Source organism: Vibrio sp. 1874, from assembly GCF_033344395.1.
Classification (GTDB): Bacteria; Pseudomonadota; Gammaproteobacteria; order Enterobacterales; family Vibrionaceae; genus Vibrio; species Vibrio alginolyticus.
On sequence record NZ_JAWPOR010000008.1, the window covers coordinates 142495 to 162294 of the forward strand.

Annotated in this window: 21 protein-coding genes; 2 read left to right on the forward strand and 19 right to left on the reverse strand. The window is 45.1% G+C overall.

Going from position 1 to position 19800, the window contains the following annotated elements:
- Positions 1 to 34 precede the first annotated feature (34 nt).
- From iscX to trmJ, 9 genes are all read right to left on the reverse strand, one after another.
- Positions 35 to 229, reverse strand: a complete 195-nt coding sequence (gene iscX / locus R8N46_RS15690; RefSeq protein ID WP_005381711.1) for a Fe-S cluster assembly protein IscX — start codon at positions 227 to 229, stop codon at positions 35 to 37.
- 44 nt (positions 230 to 273) lie between these two features.
- A complete protein-coding gene (gene fdx, locus R8N46_RS15695; RefSeq protein WP_005381713.1) occupies positions 274 to 612 on the reverse strand; it encodes an ISC system 2Fe-2S type ferredoxin in 339 nt (112 codons plus the stop codon).
- A gap of 13 nt (positions 613 to 625) precedes the next feature.
- Positions 626 to 2479, reverse strand: coding sequence for a Fe-S protein assembly chaperone HscA (gene hscA, locus R8N46_RS15700; protein WP_017820567.1), 1854 nt, complete (start codon positions 2477 to 2479; stop codon positions 626 to 628).
- A gap of 21 nt (positions 2480 to 2500) precedes the next feature.
- Positions 2501 to 3016, reverse strand: a complete 516-nt coding sequence (gene hscB, locus R8N46_RS15705; RefSeq protein WP_033905803.1) for a co-chaperone HscB — start codon at positions 3014 to 3016, stop codon at positions 2501 to 2503.
- A 55-nt stretch (positions 3017 to 3071) separates the two neighbouring features.
- A complete protein-coding gene (gene iscA, locus R8N46_RS15710) occupies positions 3072 to 3395 on the reverse strand; it encodes an iron-sulfur cluster assembly protein IscA (protein WP_005381717.1) in 324 nt (107 codons plus the stop codon).
- A 70-nt stretch (positions 3396 to 3465) separates the two neighbouring features.
- Positions 3466 to 3849 (reverse strand): Fe-S cluster assembly scaffold IscU, encoded by a 384-nt coding sequence (gene iscU / locus R8N46_RS15715; protein WP_005381718.1) that lies wholly within the window; start codon positions 3847 to 3849, stop codon positions 3466 to 3468.
- Between the two features lie 38 nt (positions 3850 to 3887).
- Positions 3888 to 5102: an IscS subfamily cysteine desulfurase gene (locus tag R8N46_RS15720; protein ID WP_005381719.1), complete on the reverse strand. Its 1215-nt coding sequence runs from the start codon at positions 5100 to 5102 to the stop codon at positions 3888 to 3890.
- Positions 5103 to 5130: 28 nt separating this feature from the next.
- Entirely contained in the window at positions 5131 to 5637 is a 507-nt protein-coding gene (iscR, locus tag R8N46_RS15725; RefSeq protein WP_005381720.1) for a Fe-S cluster assembly transcriptional regulator IscR, read from the reverse strand.
- A 125-nt stretch (positions 5638 to 5762) separates the two neighbouring features.
- The gene (gene trmJ, locus R8N46_RS15730) at positions 5763 to 6482 is read right to left on the reverse strand and encodes a tRNA (cytosine(32)/uridine(32)-2'-O)-methyltransferase TrmJ (protein WP_017633919.1); all 720 of its coding nucleotides are present in this window, start codon (positions 6480 to 6482) and stop codon (positions 5763 to 5765) included.
- A 231-nt stretch (positions 6483 to 6713) separates the two neighbouring features.
- Between trmJ and suhB the strand changes: the two genes are divergently transcribed.
- Complete coding sequence (gene suhB, locus R8N46_RS15735; RefSeq protein ID WP_005381722.1) at positions 6714 to 7517, forward strand: inositol-1-monophosphatase; 804 nt, start codon at positions 6714 to 6716, stop codon at positions 7515 to 7517.
- 70 nt (positions 7518 to 7587) lie between these two features.
- Here suhB and R8N46_RS15740 read toward each other — a convergent pair whose 3' ends face one another.
- From R8N46_RS15740 to R8N46_RS15775, 8 genes are all read right to left on the reverse strand, one after another.
- The gene (locus R8N46_RS15740) at positions 7588 to 7899 is read right to left on the reverse strand and encodes a hypothetical protein (protein ID WP_017633920.1); all 312 of its coding nucleotides are present in this window, start codon (positions 7897 to 7899) and stop codon (positions 7588 to 7590) included.
- 141 nt (positions 7900 to 8040) lie between these two features.
- Positions 8041 to 8457 carry a hypothetical protein gene (locus R8N46_RS15745; protein ID WP_017633921.1) on the reverse strand — a complete coding sequence of 139 codons (417 nt, stop codon included), beginning with the start codon at positions 8455 to 8457 and terminating at the stop codon, positions 8041 to 8043.
- Between the two features lie 164 nt (positions 8458 to 8621).
- Positions 8622 to 9569 carry a protein translocase subunit SecF gene (gene secF, locus R8N46_RS15750; RefSeq protein ID WP_005383689.1) on the reverse strand — a complete coding sequence of 316 codons (948 nt, stop codon included), beginning with the start codon at positions 9567 to 9569 and terminating at the stop codon, positions 8622 to 8624.
- Between the two features lie 14 nt (positions 9570 to 9583).
- On the reverse strand, positions 9584 to 11440 hold the full coding sequence (gene secD / locus R8N46_RS15755) for a protein translocase subunit SecD (RefSeq protein WP_005381724.1): 1857 nt from the start codon (positions 11438 to 11440) through the stop codon (positions 9584 to 9586).
- Positions 11441 to 11461: 21 nt separating this feature from the next.
- Entirely contained in the window at positions 11462 to 11791 is a 330-nt protein-coding gene (gene yajC / locus R8N46_RS15760; protein ID WP_005381725.1) for a preprotein translocase subunit YajC, read from the reverse strand.
- A gap of 177 nt (positions 11792 to 11968) precedes the next feature.
- The gene (tgt, locus tag R8N46_RS15765) at positions 11969 to 13105 is read right to left on the reverse strand and encodes a tRNA guanosine(34) transglycosylase Tgt (RefSeq protein ID WP_005381727.1); all 1137 of its coding nucleotides are present in this window, start codon (positions 13103 to 13105) and stop codon (positions 11969 to 11971) included.
- Positions 13106 to 13252: 147 nt separating this feature from the next.
- Positions 13253 to 14305, reverse strand: a complete 1053-nt coding sequence (gene queA / locus R8N46_RS15770; RefSeq protein WP_005381728.1) for a tRNA preQ1(34) S-adenosylmethionine ribosyltransferase-isomerase QueA — start codon at positions 14303 to 14305, stop codon at positions 13253 to 13255.
- Between the two features lie 268 nt (positions 14306 to 14573).
- Complete coding sequence (locus R8N46_RS15775; protein ID WP_318098477.1) at positions 14574 to 15740, reverse strand: trypsin-like serine protease; 1167 nt, start codon at positions 15738 to 15740, stop codon at positions 14574 to 14576.
- Between the two features lie 312 nt (positions 15741 to 16052).
- On the opposite strand from R8N46_RS15775, the gene R8N46_RS15780 reads away from it, so the two are divergent.
- Positions 16053 to 16502, forward strand: coding sequence for a CBS domain-containing protein (locus R8N46_RS15780; protein WP_017820562.1), 450 nt, complete (start codon positions 16053 to 16055; stop codon positions 16500 to 16502).
- Between the two features lie 123 nt (positions 16503 to 16625).
- Here R8N46_RS15780 and aceA read toward each other — a convergent pair whose 3' ends face one another.
- Positions 16626 to 17939: an isocitrate lyase gene (gene aceA, locus R8N46_RS15785; RefSeq protein ID WP_005381733.1), complete on the reverse strand. Its 1314-nt coding sequence runs from the start codon at positions 17937 to 17939 to the stop codon at positions 16626 to 16628.
- 121 nt (positions 17940 to 18060) lie between these two features.
- The gene (gene aceB, locus R8N46_RS15790; protein ID WP_017820561.1) at positions 18061 to 19689 is read right to left on the reverse strand and encodes a malate synthase A; all 1629 of its coding nucleotides are present in this window, start codon (positions 19687 to 19689) and stop codon (positions 18061 to 18063) included.
- Positions 19690 to 19800 lie beyond the last annotated feature (111 nt).

Sequence of the window (19800 nt, forward strand, 5' to 3'; positions counted from 1 at the left end):
GTAAGAATTGTTAACTAGGCTGTGTTTTACAGACTTAGTCCGCTTCGTCCATCCAGCACATGATAACGGCTTCTAGAATCTTTTCATTAGAACGGTTTGGCTCATCGTCAAACTCATCTAACTCCATGATCCATTGATGAAGATCGGTAAAACGCACTGTTTTTGGATCGACATCTGGAAACTTGTCACAAAGTTCAATCGCGATATCGCGAGAATCTGTCCATTTCATTGCTCATCTTCCTTTTGCTTCTTCCCTATATTGGGAAGATAGTTTTAGTGATCTTCTGAAGCGTGGTTTAGTGTGTATTTAGGAATTTCTACCACCAAGTCTTCATCAGCAATTCTCGCCTGACACCCTAGGCGTGACTCAGGCTCTAGACCCCACGCTTTATCTAGCATGTCGTCTTCTAGTTCTTCACTTTCTTCTAGTGAATCAAAACCTTCACGGATGATTACGTGGCAGGTAGTACACGCACATGACTTCTCACACGCATGTTCAATACCGATACCGTTTTTTAGCGCTACGTCTAGAACGGTGTCACCAGAGTTTGCTTCCAACACTGCACCTTCTGGGCACAAATCGTCGTGTGGTAATACAATAATCTTAGGCATAACTACTTATCTCTTATATATCGTCTACTGATTGACCTGACAACGCAGCTCGAATCGATTTATCCATACGGCGTGATGCGAAATCTTGGCTCGCTTTATCGGTATCTTTAATGCCTTGCTCTATCGCATCTGCATCATCACCATTACGCAGCTCAATCAAGGCTTCGATGGCTTTAATCAAGTTTTGTTTCTCTTGTTCTGATAGTAAGTCATCACCATCAGCTTGCATCGCTGCAATCAAACCTTCTATCACTCGGTCGGCTTCAACACGCTGCTCAGCTAAGGCACGAGCTTGCATGTCTTCTTTTGCGTGCGTCATTGAATCACGCAACATATCCGCCACTTCATTGTCACTTAAGCCGTAAGAAGGTTTTACTTGAATCTCTGATTGAACACCAGTGCTCTTCTCCATTGCCGTAACAGAAAGAAGGCCATCAGCGTCAACTTGGTAAGTCACGCGAATATGTGCCGCACCCGCTGCCATCGGAGGAATACCTTTTAACGAGAAGCGAGCAAGTGAACGACAGTCATCAACCATTTCACGTTCACCTTGTACCACATGAACACTCATCGCCGTTTGGCCATCTTTGAATGTGGTAAATTCTTGCGCACGCGCAACGGGAATCGTAGTGTTGCGGGGGATGATCTTCTCGACCAAACCACCCATGGTTTCAATACCGAGCGACAGTGGAATCACATCAAGAAGCAACATTTCAGAGTCAGGCTTGTTACCCGCGAGAATGTCTGCTTGGATACCCGCGCCGATTGCAACAACTTCATCAGGGTTAATGCTTGTCAGGGGTGTGCGACCAAAAAACTCGCCTACCATTTCACGAACCAGCAATGTACGGGTTGAGCCACCAACCATGACGACCTCGAGTACTTCATCTGCGTCGACATCCGCATCTTTTAATGCGCGACGACAAGACATCAGTGTTTTCTTCACTAGCGGACGAATCAGATCTTCGAACTGCTCGCGAGTCACGGTGCCTTTCCAACCAAAAACGTCAACGTCAACACTGTCTTGCTCAGAGAAAGCAATCTTAGCTTCAGTAGCAATGTTCAACAGTGTACGGTTCTTTTCTGCAGAAAGCGGCGCTTCTAGACCCGCTTGCTCCATTAAATAATCGGCAAATAAATGGTCGAAGTCGTCACCGCCTAATGCAGAGTCGCCACCTGTTGCTAATACTTCAAATACGCCTTTCGATAAACGTAGGATAGAGATATCAAAAGTACCGCCACCTAGATCGTAAACCGCAATCACACCTTCTTGACCTGAGTCTAGGCCATAAGCAATTGCCGCAGCGGTTGGTTCGTTAAGTAGACGGAGAACATGAAGACCAGCTAATTTCGCCGCATCTTTTGTACCTGCACGTTGCGCGTCATCAAAGTAAGCAGGAACGGTAATAACGACACCTGCTAACTCACCACCTAACGTATCTTCAGCTCGCTTACCCAATACTTTTAGGATGTCCGCAGATACTTCAATCGGGTTTTTGTCACCTTGAGGTGTTTGCAAAATTGGCAGGCCGTTTTCACTCTCTTTAAAACGATAAGGAAGTGAAGAGTAACGGGACTGAATGTCCTTTAATGAACGACCGATCAAACGTTTTACAGAGATAATCGTGTTCTCTGGTTCAAACTCTGCTTTGGCTTTGGCTTCGTGGCCGACCGTTAACGTTTCCTCAGCGTAATTAACGACTGAAGGTAAAATAGTACGGCCCTGCTCGTCCGCAAGTGGAGTTGCATCGCCGCTACGTACAGAAGCAACCAAAGAGTTGGTAGTACCTAAGTCGATACCCGCTGCTAACTTATGCTCATGAGGTGCCGAGCTTTGGCCCGGTTCTGCGATTTGAAGTAGTGCCATGATAGGTCCTTGTCACGCTTACTAGCCGAGGAGTTTGTCTTCGACTAGCTCAATTTCGTTCTTTAGTTTGGCAATGAATTTTAGCTTACGAACTCGGTCTGCGGCTTCAGCCCATAGACCATCATCAAGCTCTTGCTCGACGCTTGCCAGATGCTGTTTGTACATTTTGCTGACCTTAGAGTCGAAGTCAAAAAGCGCCGATTCAGGATCGGACTTGTCAGCAATCTCTTCCAGTTCTTCGCGCAGTTCCATTTGCTCCATTAAGAACATCGGATCTTGCATTGTTTGCTGTTCACCTCGGATCTCAACACCTTGCTCTGCGAGGATATACTCGGCGCGAGAAATAGGATTTTTCAGAACTTGATAGGCATCGTTGATTTGCGCCGCCTTTTGCACCGCCATCAAACGGTCACGTTCTGAGCCCGTTGCAAAGTTATCCGGGTGGAAGCGTTTTTGTAGTTCTCGGAACTGAGAAGAAAGAAGGCTACCATCCAGCTTAAACTGACTTGGTAGCCCAAATAATTCAAAGTGATTCATTAAGTTCGGGTCCTAGTAAAGCCTTCCGGACTCGTTTGCCCAGAAGGACAATCAATTAGACGTTGAAGCTTTCACCACAACCACATTCACTTTTCGCGTTAGGGTTGTTGAATTCAAAACCTTCATTCAACCCTTCTTTCACGTAATCCAATTCAGTACCATCTAGGTACACTAAGCTCTTTTGATCGATGATAATTTTCACTCCAGAGAGTTCAAATACTTCGTCTTCTTCATTGAGCTCATCAACAAACTCAAGTACGTATGCCATGCCGGAACAGCCAGTCGTCTTCACTCCAAGACGTAAACCGATACCTTTGCCTCGGTTATCTAGGAATGCTCTTACGCGACTTGCCGCTGATTCTGTCATTGTGATGGCCATACTGCACCTTAGTCTGTCTAAATTTCGATTGGAATGGGAGCGTCAAAGCTCCCATTATATTACGGAATAATTATTCTTGGTGTTTTTTCTTGTAGTCAGCAACCGCTGCTTTGATTGCATCTTCAGCAAGAATAGAACAGTGAACTTTCACTGGTGGAAGCTCTAGCTCTTCAGCAATCTCAGAGTTTTTAATTGCTGCCGCTTCATCAACTGACTTACCTTTTACCCACTCAGTTACTAGTGAGCTTGATGCGATTGCACTACCACAACCGTATGTTTTGAACTTCGCATCTTCGATGATACCTTCAGGTGTCACTTTGATTTGAAGCTTCATTACGTCACCACACGCAGGAGCGCCAACCATGCCGCTACCTACTGATGGATCTTCTTTATCGAATGAACCAACGTTACGTGGGTTCTCGTAGTGATCAATTACTTTTTCGCTGTATGCCATGATAAATTACCTCGAATCCTCTATTTCAATCCCTGAGATTAATGGTGAGCCCATTCAACAGTGCTCAAATCAATCCCTTCTTTGTACATATCCCATAGAGGAGACATGTCGCGTAGCTTAGTCACTGCAACGCGGATTTGTTCAATTGCGTAATCAATTTCTTCTTCAGTCGTGAAACGACCAAACGAGAAACGAACCGAGCTGTGAGCCAATTCGTCATCCATGCCTAGGGCACGAAGAACGTAAGAAGGCTCAAGGCTTGCAGACGTACAAGCACTACCAGAAGATACCGCTAGATCTTTAAGCGACATTAGTAGTGATTCACCTTCTACGAATGCGAAACTGATGTTTAGGTTGTGTGGTACACGCTGCTCAAAGTCACCGTTTACCGTCACTGCTTCTAAGTCTTTCACGCCATCAAAAAGACGGTTACGAAGCGCTAAAGCATGATCGTAATCTTTTTGCATGTCTTCTTTTGCAATGCGGAATGCTTCACCCATGCCTACGATTTGGTGAGTAGGTAGTGTACCAGAGCGGAAACCACGCTCATGACCGCCACCGTGCATTTGCGCTTCAAGACGAATACGAGGCTTACGACGTACGTAAAGTGCACCGATACCTTTAGGACCGTAAACTTTGTGAGCAGAAAGTGAAATTAGATCAACTTTCATCTCTTGAACGTCGATTGGTAATTTACCTGCAGATTGCGCAGCGTCCACGTGGAAAACAATTTTACGCTCACGGCACAGTTCGCCGATCGCTGTAATGTCTTGAACCACACCAATCTCGTTGTTTACATGCATAATAGACACAAGCACGGTGTCATCACGCATGGCTGCTCTAAGCTTCTCTAGATCGATCAAGCCATTTGATTCTGGCTCAAGGTAAGTCACTTCAAAGCCTTCACGCTCAAGTTGACGACATGGGTCAAGAACGGCTTTGTGCTCTGTTTTACAAGTGATTACGTGCTTGCCTTTCTTCGAGTAAAAGTGCGCTGCACCTTTAATCGCAAGGTTGTCTGATTCTGTCGCACCAGATGTAAATACGATTTCGCGAGGATCTGCATTTAGAAGGTCAGCAATTTGCTCACGAGCAGTATCGACCGCTTCTTCTGCCTGCCAGCCGTAACGGTGCGAACGTGACGCTGGGTTGCCAAATGTGCCATCCATTGTCATGTACTGAACCATTTTTTCAGCAACACGTGGATCAACTGGACATGTAGCGGAATAATCAAGATAAATCGGCAGTTTCATTCTCTACTCCAATGTAAAAAGCTGACCGCTAAGAGCGGACGTTTACACCGATGGGCGCGGCGGTTGTATTTTTGTTTGATAGCCCATGGGTTACCGCCAGATCAATGTCCTGACGATCAGAAATTTCGAGTACTTCATTGTCTGTCATCAACTCACCAAGAGTGATGTTATTCAAAAAGTCACTAATGCGAGAGCTTAGGTCACGCCACAGCGTGTGAGTAAGGCAACGTGTTCCACCTTGGCAATCTCCTTTACCTTGGCATTTGGTTGCATCTACTGACTCATCAACGGCAGCAATCACGGTACCAATAGCGATACTGTGAGCGTCGGCACCAAGTCGGTAACCACCACCAGGGCCACGAACGCTGGCAACGAGACCTGCTTTACGCAATTTTGAAAATAGCTGCTCTAAGTAAGAGAGCGAGATCCCTTGACGCTCTGAAATATCAGCCAGAGGTACAGGGTTTTGTTGCGAATGCAGTGCCACATCCAGCATGGCTGTCACCGCATATCTTCCTTTAGATGTAAGTTTCATACCACACCGTATCCACATGGTTTGTAATGGTTAAGATTTTTCCATACCTGAGTAATTTGGTCAAGTATTTATTTGACCATTTTACTCAGGTATTCATCCTCACATCTAAAGTGGTTATTATTCACTCAGAACTTCTTTTCTATCGAAGTCAAAACGCCTCGTAGAATATTAAGTTCTTGGGTTTCTGGTCGAGCACGAGAGAACAAACGGCGCAACTTATTCATCACCTGTCCAGGTTGCTCTTTGTTAATAAACTGGGTCTCAACCATCACCTTTTCAAGATGCTCGAAGAACAATTCGAGTTCTCGATGACGCGGGTATTCTTCCGATTCATTTGGGGAAAACTGGCTTTGCTCTAAGTTCAAGTGTGCAACTCGCACTTCGTAACTGAGAGTTTGTACAGCCATCGCTAGGTTAAGCGAGCTGTACTCAGGATTAGCGGGAATACAAACATGGTAGTGGCACTTTTGTAGCTCTTCGTTTGTCAAACCAGTTCTTTCTCGGCCAAACACGAGCGCAACCGGATGCTTTCGGCCTTCAACTGCAAATTTCTCACCGCATTCACGTGGCTCGAGCATTGGCCATTCTAATGTACGAGAGCGGGCGCTAGAACCCACAACAAGGCCACAATCTTCAACCGCTTCTTCTAATGTGCCGACAATCTTTGCATTTTGAGCAATATCACCAGCACCCGCAGCTAAAGCAAGAGTTTGTTCATCCACTTCACATTGTGGATCGACTAATACTAGTTGGTTTAAACCCATCACTTTCATTGCTCGAGCTGCTGAGCCAATATTGCCTGAATGAGAGGTACCTACGAGTACAATTTTTACTTGATCCAACATCTGTGTTTGCTACCTAAATTAAAACCGCAGAATGTTATCATAGTTTTTTAAGACACCCTAGAGGCAAGCAGACCTCTCTTCTCATTCTTGGTTATTGTTCTCGTCCGCAGTATGATCTGTACACTCAGTCGGCCGCAATTAGAGTAAAAAATAACCACTTCCCTTTTTGATTATCTCTGGTATACTCGCCGCCGCTTTCATTTGTTCTTTAACATCCGTTGGGAAATTCGTATGCATCCAATGCTAAACATTGCTATTCGCGCTGCGCGAAAGGCAGGCAATCATATTGCTAAATCATTAGAAAACACTGATAAAGTAGAATCTACTCTTAAAGGCACTAATGACTTTGTCACTAACGTAGACAAAGAAGCAGAATACATCATCATCGATACTATCAAGCAGTCTTACCCTGAGCACTGTATCGTTGCTGAAGAACAAGGTCTTATCGAAGGTAAAGATAAAGACGTACAATGGATCATCGACCCACTGGATGGCACCACTAACTTTGTAAAAGGTTACCCAACTTTCGCGGTTTCTATCGCTGTTCGTATTAAGGGCAAAACTGAAGTTGCTTGTGTTTACGATCCAATGCAAAACGAGCTATTCACTGCACAACGCGGTGCCGGCGCTCAACTAAACAGTGCACGTATTCGTGTTGCTCAACTAAAAGACCTTCAAGGTACTGTTCTAGCAACAGGCTTCCCATTCAAGCAGAAACAACACGCTGAGTCTTACATCAAGATCGTTGGTGCGCTATTCACTGAATGTGCTGATTTCCGTCGTAGCGGCTCTGCTGCTCTTGACCTTTGTTACGTGGCTGCTGGCCGTGTTGATGGTTACTTCGAGCTAGGCCTAAAACCTTGGGATATGGCAGCAGGTGAGCTTATTGCTCGTGAAGCTGGCGCAATCCTAACAGACTTTGCTGGCGGCACTGACTACATGAAGTCTGGTAACATCGTTGCTTCAAGCGCTCGTGGCGTAAAATCTATCCTTAAGCACATCCGCGAAAACGGTAACAGCGCGATCCTTAAGTAAGATTTGAAAGTCATATATAGCCCGTCACGCTGATGACTTTAGAAAGCCCCGCTCATTGAGCGGGGCTTTTTTATTTCGAACAATCAGCCTGTTTGTAGAAACGGTCGTAGTCAGATAAGTGGTCTATTTTTACGTGCTTAACCTTCCATATTTGTTCCTTCATTAAAAACTGCAGCGAAACCGTGACTGGCTGGTATACATCACCAAAGCCGTTTACAGAAAGACATCCAACTCCTCCATCCTCACTGTACTCTTCAAAGTAAGACAGCTCTGTAACCAAACTTGATGGGATAGATGATAAAAATGGAAATTGATGACCAAATTTTATTGGGTGAGACTTAATACTGTTCAGCTCTTCAATCGATAGATTTGGTCCTGCCATAGCTTCTACCACCTCTATATACTGCATCTTGTATAAATTATTACGTATATCAAGGTAAGTATCGTGGAGTGGACTTGCGATGCAGGGCGTTGAAACACTTAGTAAAACCGGAATAGGTAGAATTCTATTTAGCATAACCAACTAAACCCCAGCTTCACGGAGCGCTTGATCAATTTTACTCGGCTTAAATCTGTACTTACAAAGCCCCCACTCGCACTGCTCTAAAAGCTCACGGACATTTACCTGCCCAGTAACTCCAAAGGAAACAACACCAAAAAGAGAAACACTCCCACTGTATGTCAAAACACCATCACGAGTAGTTTTAAAAGTAACAGAAACGGCTTTTAATTTTATGCCCAGCTCTTCAACCATTTCTTTTGAAACTTCAAACTTAGTAAATCCAAGCTCACCAGATAAAGTTACTTTACCTGACTCATCAACTGCTAACTTGAACCTTTTCCCTCCAGTAACTAGCTTGGTGGTAACACCTTTATTGTGCTTGTAAGAAATCTCTACAAACTTCAGTAACTGTACTTTTATTTCAGCTTGCCTTGACATTATTTCCTCCCGAAATTGTTGAACATACTTCCGATATTCAACTCAATCAAAAAACTACAATTCAAGCTGGAAGTACCTCAAAAAAAAATGAAACTTTCAAATCTATCAGGCATAAAAAAACCGCTGATTGTTCAGCGGTTTTTGTTTTCGGTTCTCAATCTGCCTTATGGCATTTCGTCGAACTCTGCACCCTCTTTTTCTACTTGAGGTGGCATCAAGTGCTCTTTCTGGATACCCAGTTTTAGAGCCAGTGCTGATGCTACGTAGATAGAAGAGTAAGTACCTACAGTGATACCGAGTAAAAGTGCGGTTGCAAAGCCGTGAATCATAGCACCACCCTGCATGAACAGTGCAATTACCACGAACAACGTCGTACCAGATGTAATCAATGTACGGCTCAACGTTTGAGTGATTGAGGCGTCCATAATGTCTGAAGGTTCACCCTTACGCATCTTACGGAAGTTTTCACGAATCCGGTCAAATACAACGATGGTATCGTTGAGTGAGTAGCCCACAACCGTCAGTAGCGCAGCTACGATAGTCAGGTCAACTTCAATTTGTAGAAACGAGAAGACACCTAGCGTGATAATTATATCGTGAGCCAATGCCATTACCGCACCAGCCGCTAGACGCCATTCAAATCGCATCGATACATAAAGCAGAATACAGATCAGCGATACCAAGATCGCTAGACCACCAGCTTCTGTTAGCTCATCACCAACGTTGGGACCTACGAACTCTATACGACGCATTTCTACGCTTTCGCCAGTACCATCTTTGATAGCACCAATGATTTGGTTACCTAGCGTTTCACCAGAAACGTCATCACGTGGACGAAGACGAACCATGACTTCACGAGCACTACCGAAGTTTTGTACTGTCGCATCGCCAAAGCCTTTTGAATCTAGTGCTGCACGAATCTCTTCAAGGTTTGCTGGCTGTTCAAAACCGACCTCGATAAGAGTACCGCCAGTGAAATCTAGACCCCAATTAAGCCACTTGGTTGACAAAGTGAAGATAGAAGCAGCAATCATTATAATTGAAAAAACGAATGCTACTTTCGACCAACGCATAAAGCCGATCGTCTTCTCTGCTTTTAGAATTTGAAACATATTAATTCCCAGCCTTAGATCGACAATTTATCAACGCGTTTGCCACCGTAGATCAGGTTCACGATACAACGTGTACCAATAATGGCGGTGAACATTGAAGTTAAGATACCGATAGATAGAGTAACTGCGAAACCTTTCACCGCACCTGTACCGACCGCAAATAGAATGATTGCAGTAATTAGTGTTGTGATGTTCGCATCAGCAATCGTGCTGAATGCATTCGCGTAACCTTGGTGAATCGCTTGTTGTGGACTACGTCCATCACGAATTTCTTCACGGATACGCTCGAAGATCAGTACGTTCGCATCAACTGCCATACCGACTGTTAACACGATACCGGCTATCCCCGGAAGCGTCATGGTAGCGCCTGGAATCATCGACATAACACCAATGATAAGCACTAAGTTTGCCATTAGAGCAATGTTTGCAATCAAACCAAAGCCGCGGTAGTAAAGCAGCGTAAATAGCATTACGGCAACCATACCCCAGATACATGCTTGGATACCCATATCGATGTTTTGCTGGCCCATTGATGGACCAATGGTACGTTCTTCAACGATAGAGATAGGTGCAATCAGTGCACCAGCACGTAGTAAAAGTGCTAGGTTGTGTGCTTCTGCAGCAGAGTCGATACCTGTGATACGGAAGTTACGACCAAGAGCCGATTGAATCGTTGCTTGGTTGATGACTTCTTCATGCTTATCCAGAATAACTTTGCCTTCAGGCGTACGACGGCCACTGTCTTTGTATTCTGCAAACACGGTAGCCATTAGCTTACCAATGTTCTTCTTAGAGAACGCAGACATCTTATTACCACCTTCGCTGTCTAGCGAGATGTTAACTTGTGGACGACCATATTCATCAACACTTGAGCTTGCATCTGTGATGCTTTGACCGCCAAGAATAACGCGCTTCTTAAGCACAACTGGGCGACCATCACGGTCCATCTTGATTTCACTACCTGCTGGCGCACGACCATTTGCCGCTGCCGATAGGTCAGCTTTATCATCAACTTCACGGAATTCAAGCGTTGCCGTAGCTCCGAGAATTTCTTTTGCACGAGCAGTGTCTTGAACACCAGGCAGTTCAACTACAATGCGACTAGCACCTTGACGTTGAACCAATGGTTCCGCAACACCTAGTTCGTTGACACGATTACGTAAAATCGTAATGTTTTGCTCAACAGCATAGTTACGGATCTCTTGTAAACGTTGCTCAGTAAAGGTTGCAGTAAGAGCGTAACGGCCATTTGAATCAGAATCGACAAAAATCATGTCCGGGTGATTCTTTTCTAGCGTTGCTTTCGCTTCTGCTAATTGCTCTTCGTTACGCAACAACACTTCTACCGCTTCTTTTCCAGAAGGGCGGATTGCACGGTAACGAATCTTGGCGTCACGAAGTTCGCTACGGAAAGCTTCTTCTTGTTGACCAACAAGCTTTTCCATCGCTGCATCCATATCCACTTCCATTAAGAAGTGAACACCACCGCGAAGGTCAAGACCTAGCTTCAATGGTGACGCGCCAATCGCTTCTAGCCAATCGGGTGTAGAAGGTGCAAGGTTAAGTGCAACAATTGTGTCTTTGCCTAGCGCTTCGCTGATGACATCACGAGCACTGATTTGTGTGTCAGTGTCGTTAAAACGAACAAGAATTGATCCATCTTCGAGAGCAATGGATTTATGAGAAAGTTGCTCTTTGTTAAGAGCAGTAGTGACAGCATCCAGCGTTGACATATCTACAGAGGCGCCACGCGCCCCTGTAACTTGAATAGCCGGATCTTCACCGTAGATATTTGGAAGTGCGTATAACGCAGCGGTGATGATGGCAAAAAGCACCATCAAGTACTTCCATAATGGATAACGGTTTAGCACAGCGAGGATCCTTTAGCTGTTTTATAGAGACTTAAGCGTACCTTTTGGTAGCACTGCAGTGATGAAGTCTTTCTTGATTACTACTTCATTGTTCGCGTTAAGCTCAATTGAAATGTAGTCATTGTCTTCAGCAATCTTAGTGATTTTACCCACTAGGCCACCGCTAGTTAAAACTTCGTCGCCTTTGCCCATAGAAGCCATTAGGTTTTTGTGTTCTTTTACGCGTTTCGCTTGTGGGCGATAAATCATGAAGTAAAAGATCACTGCGAACATGCCAAGCATGATTAGCATTTCAAAACCACCGCCTGCTGGCGCGCCTTCTGCTGCTGCGTGAGCCTGAGAAATAAACATTAAAACATCCTCATTATATTTTATTGATAATCAAACAAATTGGGCTTTCGCATTTTAGATTCAAGTCTGAGAGTAACTAATAGAGATCGCTCTCTCAAAAATAACGTGCGTTAGCCTACTTTATTAGCAAAAGCCTCTGGCGACATGCCAAAGGCTTTAATTCTTTTAGTTTTTCAATTACTGCTCTTTTGCTAGTGGTGGCACTTCACGGCCACGACGCTCATAGAACTCAGTAACAAATTCATCGAAGCGATCTTCATCAATTGCTTTACGAATGCTTTCCATCAGACGTTGGTAGTAACGCAGGTTATGGATTGTATTCAAGCGAGCGCCTAAGATTTCATTACAACGCTCTAAATGGTGAAGGTACGACTTGCTGTAGTTTTGACAAGTGTAACAGTCACAATGCGGATCCAATGGTGTTGTATCCGTTTTATGTTTCGCATTACGGATCTTGATCACACCACCAGTCACAAATAAGTGACCATTACGTGCGTTACGCGTTGGCATTACACAGTCAAACATGTCGATACCACGACGAACACCTTCAACCAAGTCTTCTGGCTTACCTACGCCCATCAAGTAGCGAGGTTTGTCTTCAGGAAGTTGAGGACAAGTATGCTCAAGAATACGGTGCATGTCTTCTTTAGGCTCACCTACTGCCAAACCACCAACCGCGTAACCGTCAAAACCGATTTCCGTTAGACCTTTTACCGACACATCACGTAAATCTTCGTAAACACCACCTTGGACAATACCAAATAGGTTGTTCGGGTTTTCTAGCTTCTCGAAGTGGTCACGTGAACGCTGTGCCCAGCGTAATGACATTTCCATCGATTTCTTCGCTTCATCGTGTGTCGCTGGGTAAGGCGTACACTCGTCAAAAATCATAACGATGTCAGAGCCCAGGTCTTTTTGAATTTCCATCGACTTTTCTGCGTCCATGAAAATCTTGTCACCGTTTACTGGGTTACGAAAGTGAACACCCTCTTCAGTGATCGTACGCATCTTACCAAGGCTGAATACTTGGAAGCCGCCTGAATCAGTAAGAATAGGACCGTGCCAGTTCATAAAATCGTGCAGGTCACCGTGCATTTTCATCACTTCTTGACCAGGACGTAGCCACAGGTGGAACGTATTACCTAGCAGAATTTCTGCACCAGTACCTTTTACTTCTTCTGGTGTCATACCTTTAACGGTACCGTAAGTACCTACTGGCATGAACGCAGGAGTTTGAACAGTGCCGCGTTCGAAAGTCAGTTGACCACGACGTGCATTGCCGTTTTTCTTCTTAAGATCGAATTTTAATTTCACGATGCCTCCGGGTGTCAGAGAAACAGTCTGACTGAGTGTTTAGGGCTCTACCCTACTTTAAGGAGCGGTCGCTTTTCCTTGCGAGAGACAAAGCAATGGATGCTTTATTTCCTAGCTTACTGCTAGCACTCGTAAATCTATTTTTAACTACGCCGTTTTCTTCTTGATGAACATTGAATCGCCATACGAGAAGAAACGGTATTTGTTTTCCACCGCATGTTTGTAAGCATTCATGGTGTTCTCGTATCCAGCAAATGCACTCACCAACATGATCAATGTTGATTCAGGCAAGTGGAAGTTGGTGATCAAGCAATCCACCAGCTGATATTCGTAACCAGGGAAAATAAAGATTTCTGTATCGCCAAAGAATGGGGCCAGCTCAGTCCCTTTTTGCAATGCGTCTTGCGCTGCACTTTCAAGTGAGCGCACAGATGTTGTACCAACAGCAATAATTCGTCCGCCACGCGCTTTCGTCGCTTTAATTGCTTCGACGACTTCTTGTGGTACTTCTACGTACTCGGCATGCATGTGGTGATCGTTGATATTTTCCACTTTTACTGGCTGGAATGTACCCGCCCCAACGTGCAAAGTAACGTAAGCAAACTCTGCACCTTTCGCTTTGATTTTCTCCAAGAGAACATCATCAAAGTGAAGGCCCGCTGTCGGTGCCGCAACCGCACCTGGCTTTTGATTATATACCGTTTGGTAACGCTCTTTATCTGCATCTTCGTCTGGACGGTCGATGTAAGGAGGAAGCGGCATATGGCCGATTTCTTCCAGAATTTCTAGTACCGTCTTATCAGAACTAAATTTCAGTTCAAATAAAGCATCATGGCGTGCAACCATTTCTGCTGAATATTCATCATTCTCGCCAACAATAATGGTTGTACCTGGTTTTGGTGATTTAGAGCAACGAACGTGCGCTAGGATGCTTTTCTCATCCAACATGCGCTCCACCAGCACTTCTAATTTACCGCCCGATTCCTTGCGGCCAAAAAGACGAGCAGGAATAACACGAGTATTATTAAACACCACTAAGTCACCGGGTTGAACTTGGCCCAATACATCAGTAAATGTGCCATCAATGAGCTCTCCGGTATTGCCGTCCATTTGCAGCAGTCGGCTAGCGGTACGCTCTGGTTGAGGGTAGCGAGCGATGAGTTCATCTGGAAGGTCGAAATGGAAATCTGATACTTGCATGTTACTTGTCTTATCTATTGGTCAAATCACGTCTAGGCGACGATAAAATTGCGACGAGTTTTTCGCAGCAGACTAGTATATGTTTACATGCTGCAATAGCAAGCAAATCACCAGAATATAGCAGTAAAAGCCATGGTGAAGAGTGTAATAAAACGTGAAAAGCCTCGATGACTTGGCACTATTTTTAATTTGAGCCCAAAAGAGAGAACATGAAAAAAGCAAAGCAGCGTATACCGCTGCTTATTAGTTTGGCATTCCAATCGCCCTATCAAACCTCACGCTTTCGCCACAAGAATAACGGCACGAATAAACCCAATAACCAAAACCCTAGACTGCCACCTTCATCATCTGAGCCTTTGAAATCACAGTTATTGGTCGCAATGCCATCGTGACACTCTTTATTGTCACCACTTTCATTGTTAGCACTTTTGATAAAATTCGGCGCAATGATGTAACGACTTGGTGGCGCATCGGCAGTGATGTAAGACTGTACCCAGTCGTAATAGTGGCTCACCTTGGTGTAGAAACTTGGGATCGTCAAAGAGCCACACGTTGGTAGAATAAGGGGGCCGCCACTAACAATACCAATTTGTTTGCCGGTCGCCACATCGACCAACGGGCCACCACTGTCACCTTTACATGCAGAGTTGCCATATTGAGTATGGCTATCTGGCTCCAATACATGGTTTTGTGTTGGTAGCGTACAAATTTTGGTTTGGTTGTCTCTTGAATCAATGATCCCCGGAAAACTGCTGCCAATTTCTAAACGCTCATAACATTTGTCGATGGGTAAAAATGTGCTAATGGTGGTTTTGAGCGTATTAGAAGGTTCAGAAGCATCCGGCTGAGTAGCCCCCCATCCAAACACTTGCACATTTTCGACACGTTGATTGGTCAGGTAATTATCGTTCCAATCCGCCACCAAACGTGCTTCGATACTCTCCATGTCAACTTTACTCGCTAGGTCAGCAAAGTTCGCGTTTGCCACTGGGCGCGTGAGATACAGCAACGCGATGTCTGAATCTAAACCGGTTTGGATAGGTTTCACGTTGCCATTACTGTCGGTCTCAGCTTTTGAAATCCGGGTGTAATCCGGATGAACCACAACGTGAGACACCGGATAAAAGTTATCAAGCCCTGCAGAATTAAGTTCATACGCATTCGCATTCACCGACAGCTCACCCGGCGGGGTCACATAGTAGGTTGCTTCATTGGTTCCTTGTCCCATCACCACACAGTGCGCCGCAGTCAGTACCCATTGCTCTGTCAGCATCGTTCCACCACACAGCGGAAACTCTGCCATGTTACTTGCTCGCAAAGTAACGCGGTCAACAGGATCGGTTTGTTCATCTCCTAACACAATCGCCTGTGTTGATGGCACACTGAATGCCGCCACTGCCAGCGCAATAAGTTTGTTACACTTTGTTCGTTTCATCTAGGTTGCTGTCTTCAATTTGGTAAGCCTGGACGTATCTTCTTCGAGAGAAGAATCTTGGAAAATCCAGCGAATAAAAATGTGCGATTCAATTCATTGGATTACCTTGGGAACACATTCAATATCAACTAAAAATGCCAACTGACTCGCACACAAACCGACTTATTCAAATTAATAAAAACATCAATAAAACACAGATTACGCAGCCCATCAGCATTGTGCTATTTAATTGATGAAAAACGAGTTAGCTCCCAGATATACAGAAAAATATTCTCTATATTTAAGAGAAGGACAATGCCGCTGGAGGTCTCTATGATCAAGGTTGAAGACATGATGACTCGTAATCCTCATACCTTACTGCGCACGCACACCTTGCGTGATGCAAAAAGCATGATGGATGCGCTTGATATTCGACACATTCCGGTTGTTGATGCCAATAACCACTTACAAGGCTTGGTGACTCAACGCGACATTCTTGCTGCTCAAGAATCGAGCTTGCACCCAGATGAGGCTGAACAATCTTTTACTTTAGACACACCGCTCTACGAAATGATGCACACCAATATCATGACGGCAGAGCCTATCGCGGGGCTCAAAGAGAGCGCTATCTATATGCAAAAGCATAAAGTTGGCTGTCTACCTGTTGTCACCAAAGGTCGATTGGTCGGCATCATTACTGACAGTGACTTTGTGACCATTGCGATTAACTTATTGGAACTGCAAGAAGAAGTGGAACCTGAAGAAATCGAGCAGGAAGAGTAGTACGCAAGCGTATTCTCTTTGTTGTAAGTTTCGTTTTTACACCGGTTAAACGAAAAAAGAGCGGCAGGGTTGCCGCTCAAAATGCCATTACTGACGCTGATTAAGGAAGTGTTTCTCTGCCAATTAGAATTGGTCTTCTTCGGTCGAACCTGTCAATGCTGTCACTGAAGAGTTACCACCTTGGATAGTATTGGTCATTCTATCGAAGTAACCTGTACCTACTTCTTGTTGGTGCGCAACAAACGTATAGCCTTTTTCAGCTGCTTGGAATTCAGGACGCTGAACTTTCTCAACATAATGACGCATACCTTCACCTTGAGCGTAAGCGTGCGCCAGTTCAAACATGTTGAACCACATGTTGTGAATGCCTGCTAGCGTGATGAATTGGTACTTGTAGCCCATGTCTGCAAGCTCTTGTTGGAACTTAGCAATAGTTTCTGCATCTAGGTTTTTCTCCCAGTTGAAGGACGGCGAACAGTTGTACGCCAACAATTGATCTGGGTATTCAGCGTGAATTGCTTCTGCAAACTTACGTGCTTCTTCCAAACATGGCGTAGCCGTTTCACACCAAATCAAGTCTGCATATGGTGCGTAAGCCAGGCCGCGAGAAATCGCTTGGTCGATACCCGCGCGAACGCGGTAGAAACCTTCTTGAGTACGCTCACCTTCGATGAAGTCTTTATCATATGGGTCACAATCTGAAGTAATGAGATCCGCCGCATTCGCATCAGTACGAGCAATAACTAATGTTGTTGTACCCGCTACGTCAGCAGCCAAACGAGCTGCAACGAGCTTTTGTACCGCTTCTTGCGTAGGAACTAATACCTTACCACCCATATGGCCACACTTTTTCACCGATGCTAACTGGTCTTCAAAGTGAACGCCCGCGGCACCGGCTTCGATCATCGATTTCATTAGTTCGTAAGCGTTAAGCACACCACCAAAGCCCGCTTCAGCATCCGCTACGATAGGTAGGAAGTAATCAATACCACCTTCATCTTCAGGCGTCTTACCAGCAGCCCACTGAATTTGGTCTGCACGACGGAATGAGTTGTTGATACGCTTTACTACTGACGGTACAGAATCTACTGGGTAAAGAGATTGGTCTGGATACATCGTCGAAGCGGTGTTGTTATCCGCCGCTACCTGCCAGCCTGACAGATAAATCGCTTCAATACCTGCCTTAGCTTGTTGAACGGCTTGACCACCCGTTAGCGCACCAAGACAGTTTACGTAACCTTTTTTCGCACTACCGTTGACCAGTGACCAAAGTTTGTCTGCACCACGTTGTGCAATTGTGTTTGCAGGCACCATAGAGCCACGCAGTTCCACCACTTCCTCGGCAGTGTAAGTACGCTTCACATTTTTCCAGCGTGGGTTAGTTGCCCAGTCTTTTTCCAGAGCTTCAATTTGTTGGCGGCGAGTTAAGTTAGTCATTGGTCTATCCCTCTTTATAATTTGCACTTTATGCGTGTGCGTTGAGTTTCCGTTCTCAGGCAGTACTTCCCTATCTGCCTTTGAAAATCCTTCACGTTATTGGTGTTACAGTTATTCTTTATTAATCCAGGTAGTCATAACCAGGAACTGTCAAAAAGTTGGTCAGTTCATCGCTCGTCGTGAGCCTTGCCATTAAGTCTGCTGCTTCTTCAAATCGACCTGCATGGTAGCGCTGCTCGCCAATTTCTTGCTTCACGACTTCAATCTCCTCTTTGAGATAGAGCTCGAACAGCTCTTTAGTGACCTTTAATCCGTTGTCTAGCGACTTGCCGTGTTGAATCCATTGCCAGATAGAGGCGCGTGAGATTTCTGCCGTTGCAGCGTCTTCCATCAGTCCGTAAATCGGCACACAACCATTGCCAGAAATCCAAGCTTCGATGTATTGCAGCGCAACGCGAATATTGTGGCGCATTCCGCCTTCAGTGCGCTCGCCTTCACAAGGCTCAAGCAGTTCGGCTGCAGTAATAGGCGCATCCTCTGCACGGCTCACATCCAACTGGTTGGTGCGCTCACCCAGCACAGCACTAAAGACTTCCATAGCAGTGTCAGCCAAACCTGGATGAGCCACCCAAGTACCGTCGTGGCCGTTGTTAGCTTCTAACGATTTGTCAGTCTGGATCTTGTCTAATACTTTTTGATTCTCTTTCGGGTCTTTAGCTGGGATAAATGCGGCCATTCCTCCCATCGCGAAAGCACCTCGTTTATGGCAAGTACGTACCAATAATCGCGAGTAAGCGTTTAAGAATGGCTTGTCCATCGTTACCACTTGGCGATCTGGCAGTACTCGGTCTGAGTGTTTTTTCAATGTTTTGATATAGCTAAAGATGTAATCCCAGCGACCACAGTTCAAACCAACGATGTGTTCTTTAAGCGAGAACAGAATCTCGTCCATTTCGAATACCGCTGGTAAGGTTTCAATCAGCACAGTCGCTTTGATGGTGCCTGTATCCAAACCGAAATAGTCTTCCGTGAAATGGAACACTTCGCTCCACCACTTCGCTTCGTGATGCGATTGCAGTTTTGGAAGGTAGAAATAAGGGCCGCTGCCTTTTTGAAGTAACGCTTTGTAGTTGTTATAGAAATACAGAGCGAAATCGAATAGCGCACCTGGAATGATCTGACCGTGCCACGTAACGTGTTTTTCTTTTAAATGAAGGCCGCGAACACGGCAGATCAACACCGCTGGGTCATCTTCCAGCTGATAATGTTTGCCATTGCCAGGATTGGTGTAACTGATGGTGCCATTAACAGCATCGCGCAAGTTAATTTGACCATCCAGCACTTTACTCCATGCAGGAGACATTGAATCTTCGAAGTCTGCCATGAACACTTTTACATTCGCATTCAGTGCGTTAATCACCATCTTGCGGTCAGTTGGTCCGGTAATCTCCACACGGCGATCTTGCAGATCTTGTGGGATTCCTAGGATCTTCCAACTTCCTTCACGGATGTCTTGTGTCTCTGGTAGAAAATCTGGTAGCTCACCAGCATCAATACGTGCTTGCTTCTCTTCTCTTGCTTCCAGCAACTGTTCAACACGTCCGGCAAATTTTTCACACAGTAGAGATAAAAAGGTTTGGGCTTCAACAGGGAAAATTGCTTGATGTTCTGGAGCAACGACTCCATTCACCTCAAGCATGCCTTGGGTTTGCTTTAGTTGTTGTGTTTTTTGTTCTGTCTGAGCAAGCATAATCATTCATCCTTAACGTGCTTTATCAATCTTGGGCAGTCAGCGTAAAGCTACATTTGTAAGTTATGAACAACAAATTACATCCTTTAACTTTGTGTTCAACTCGTCTAG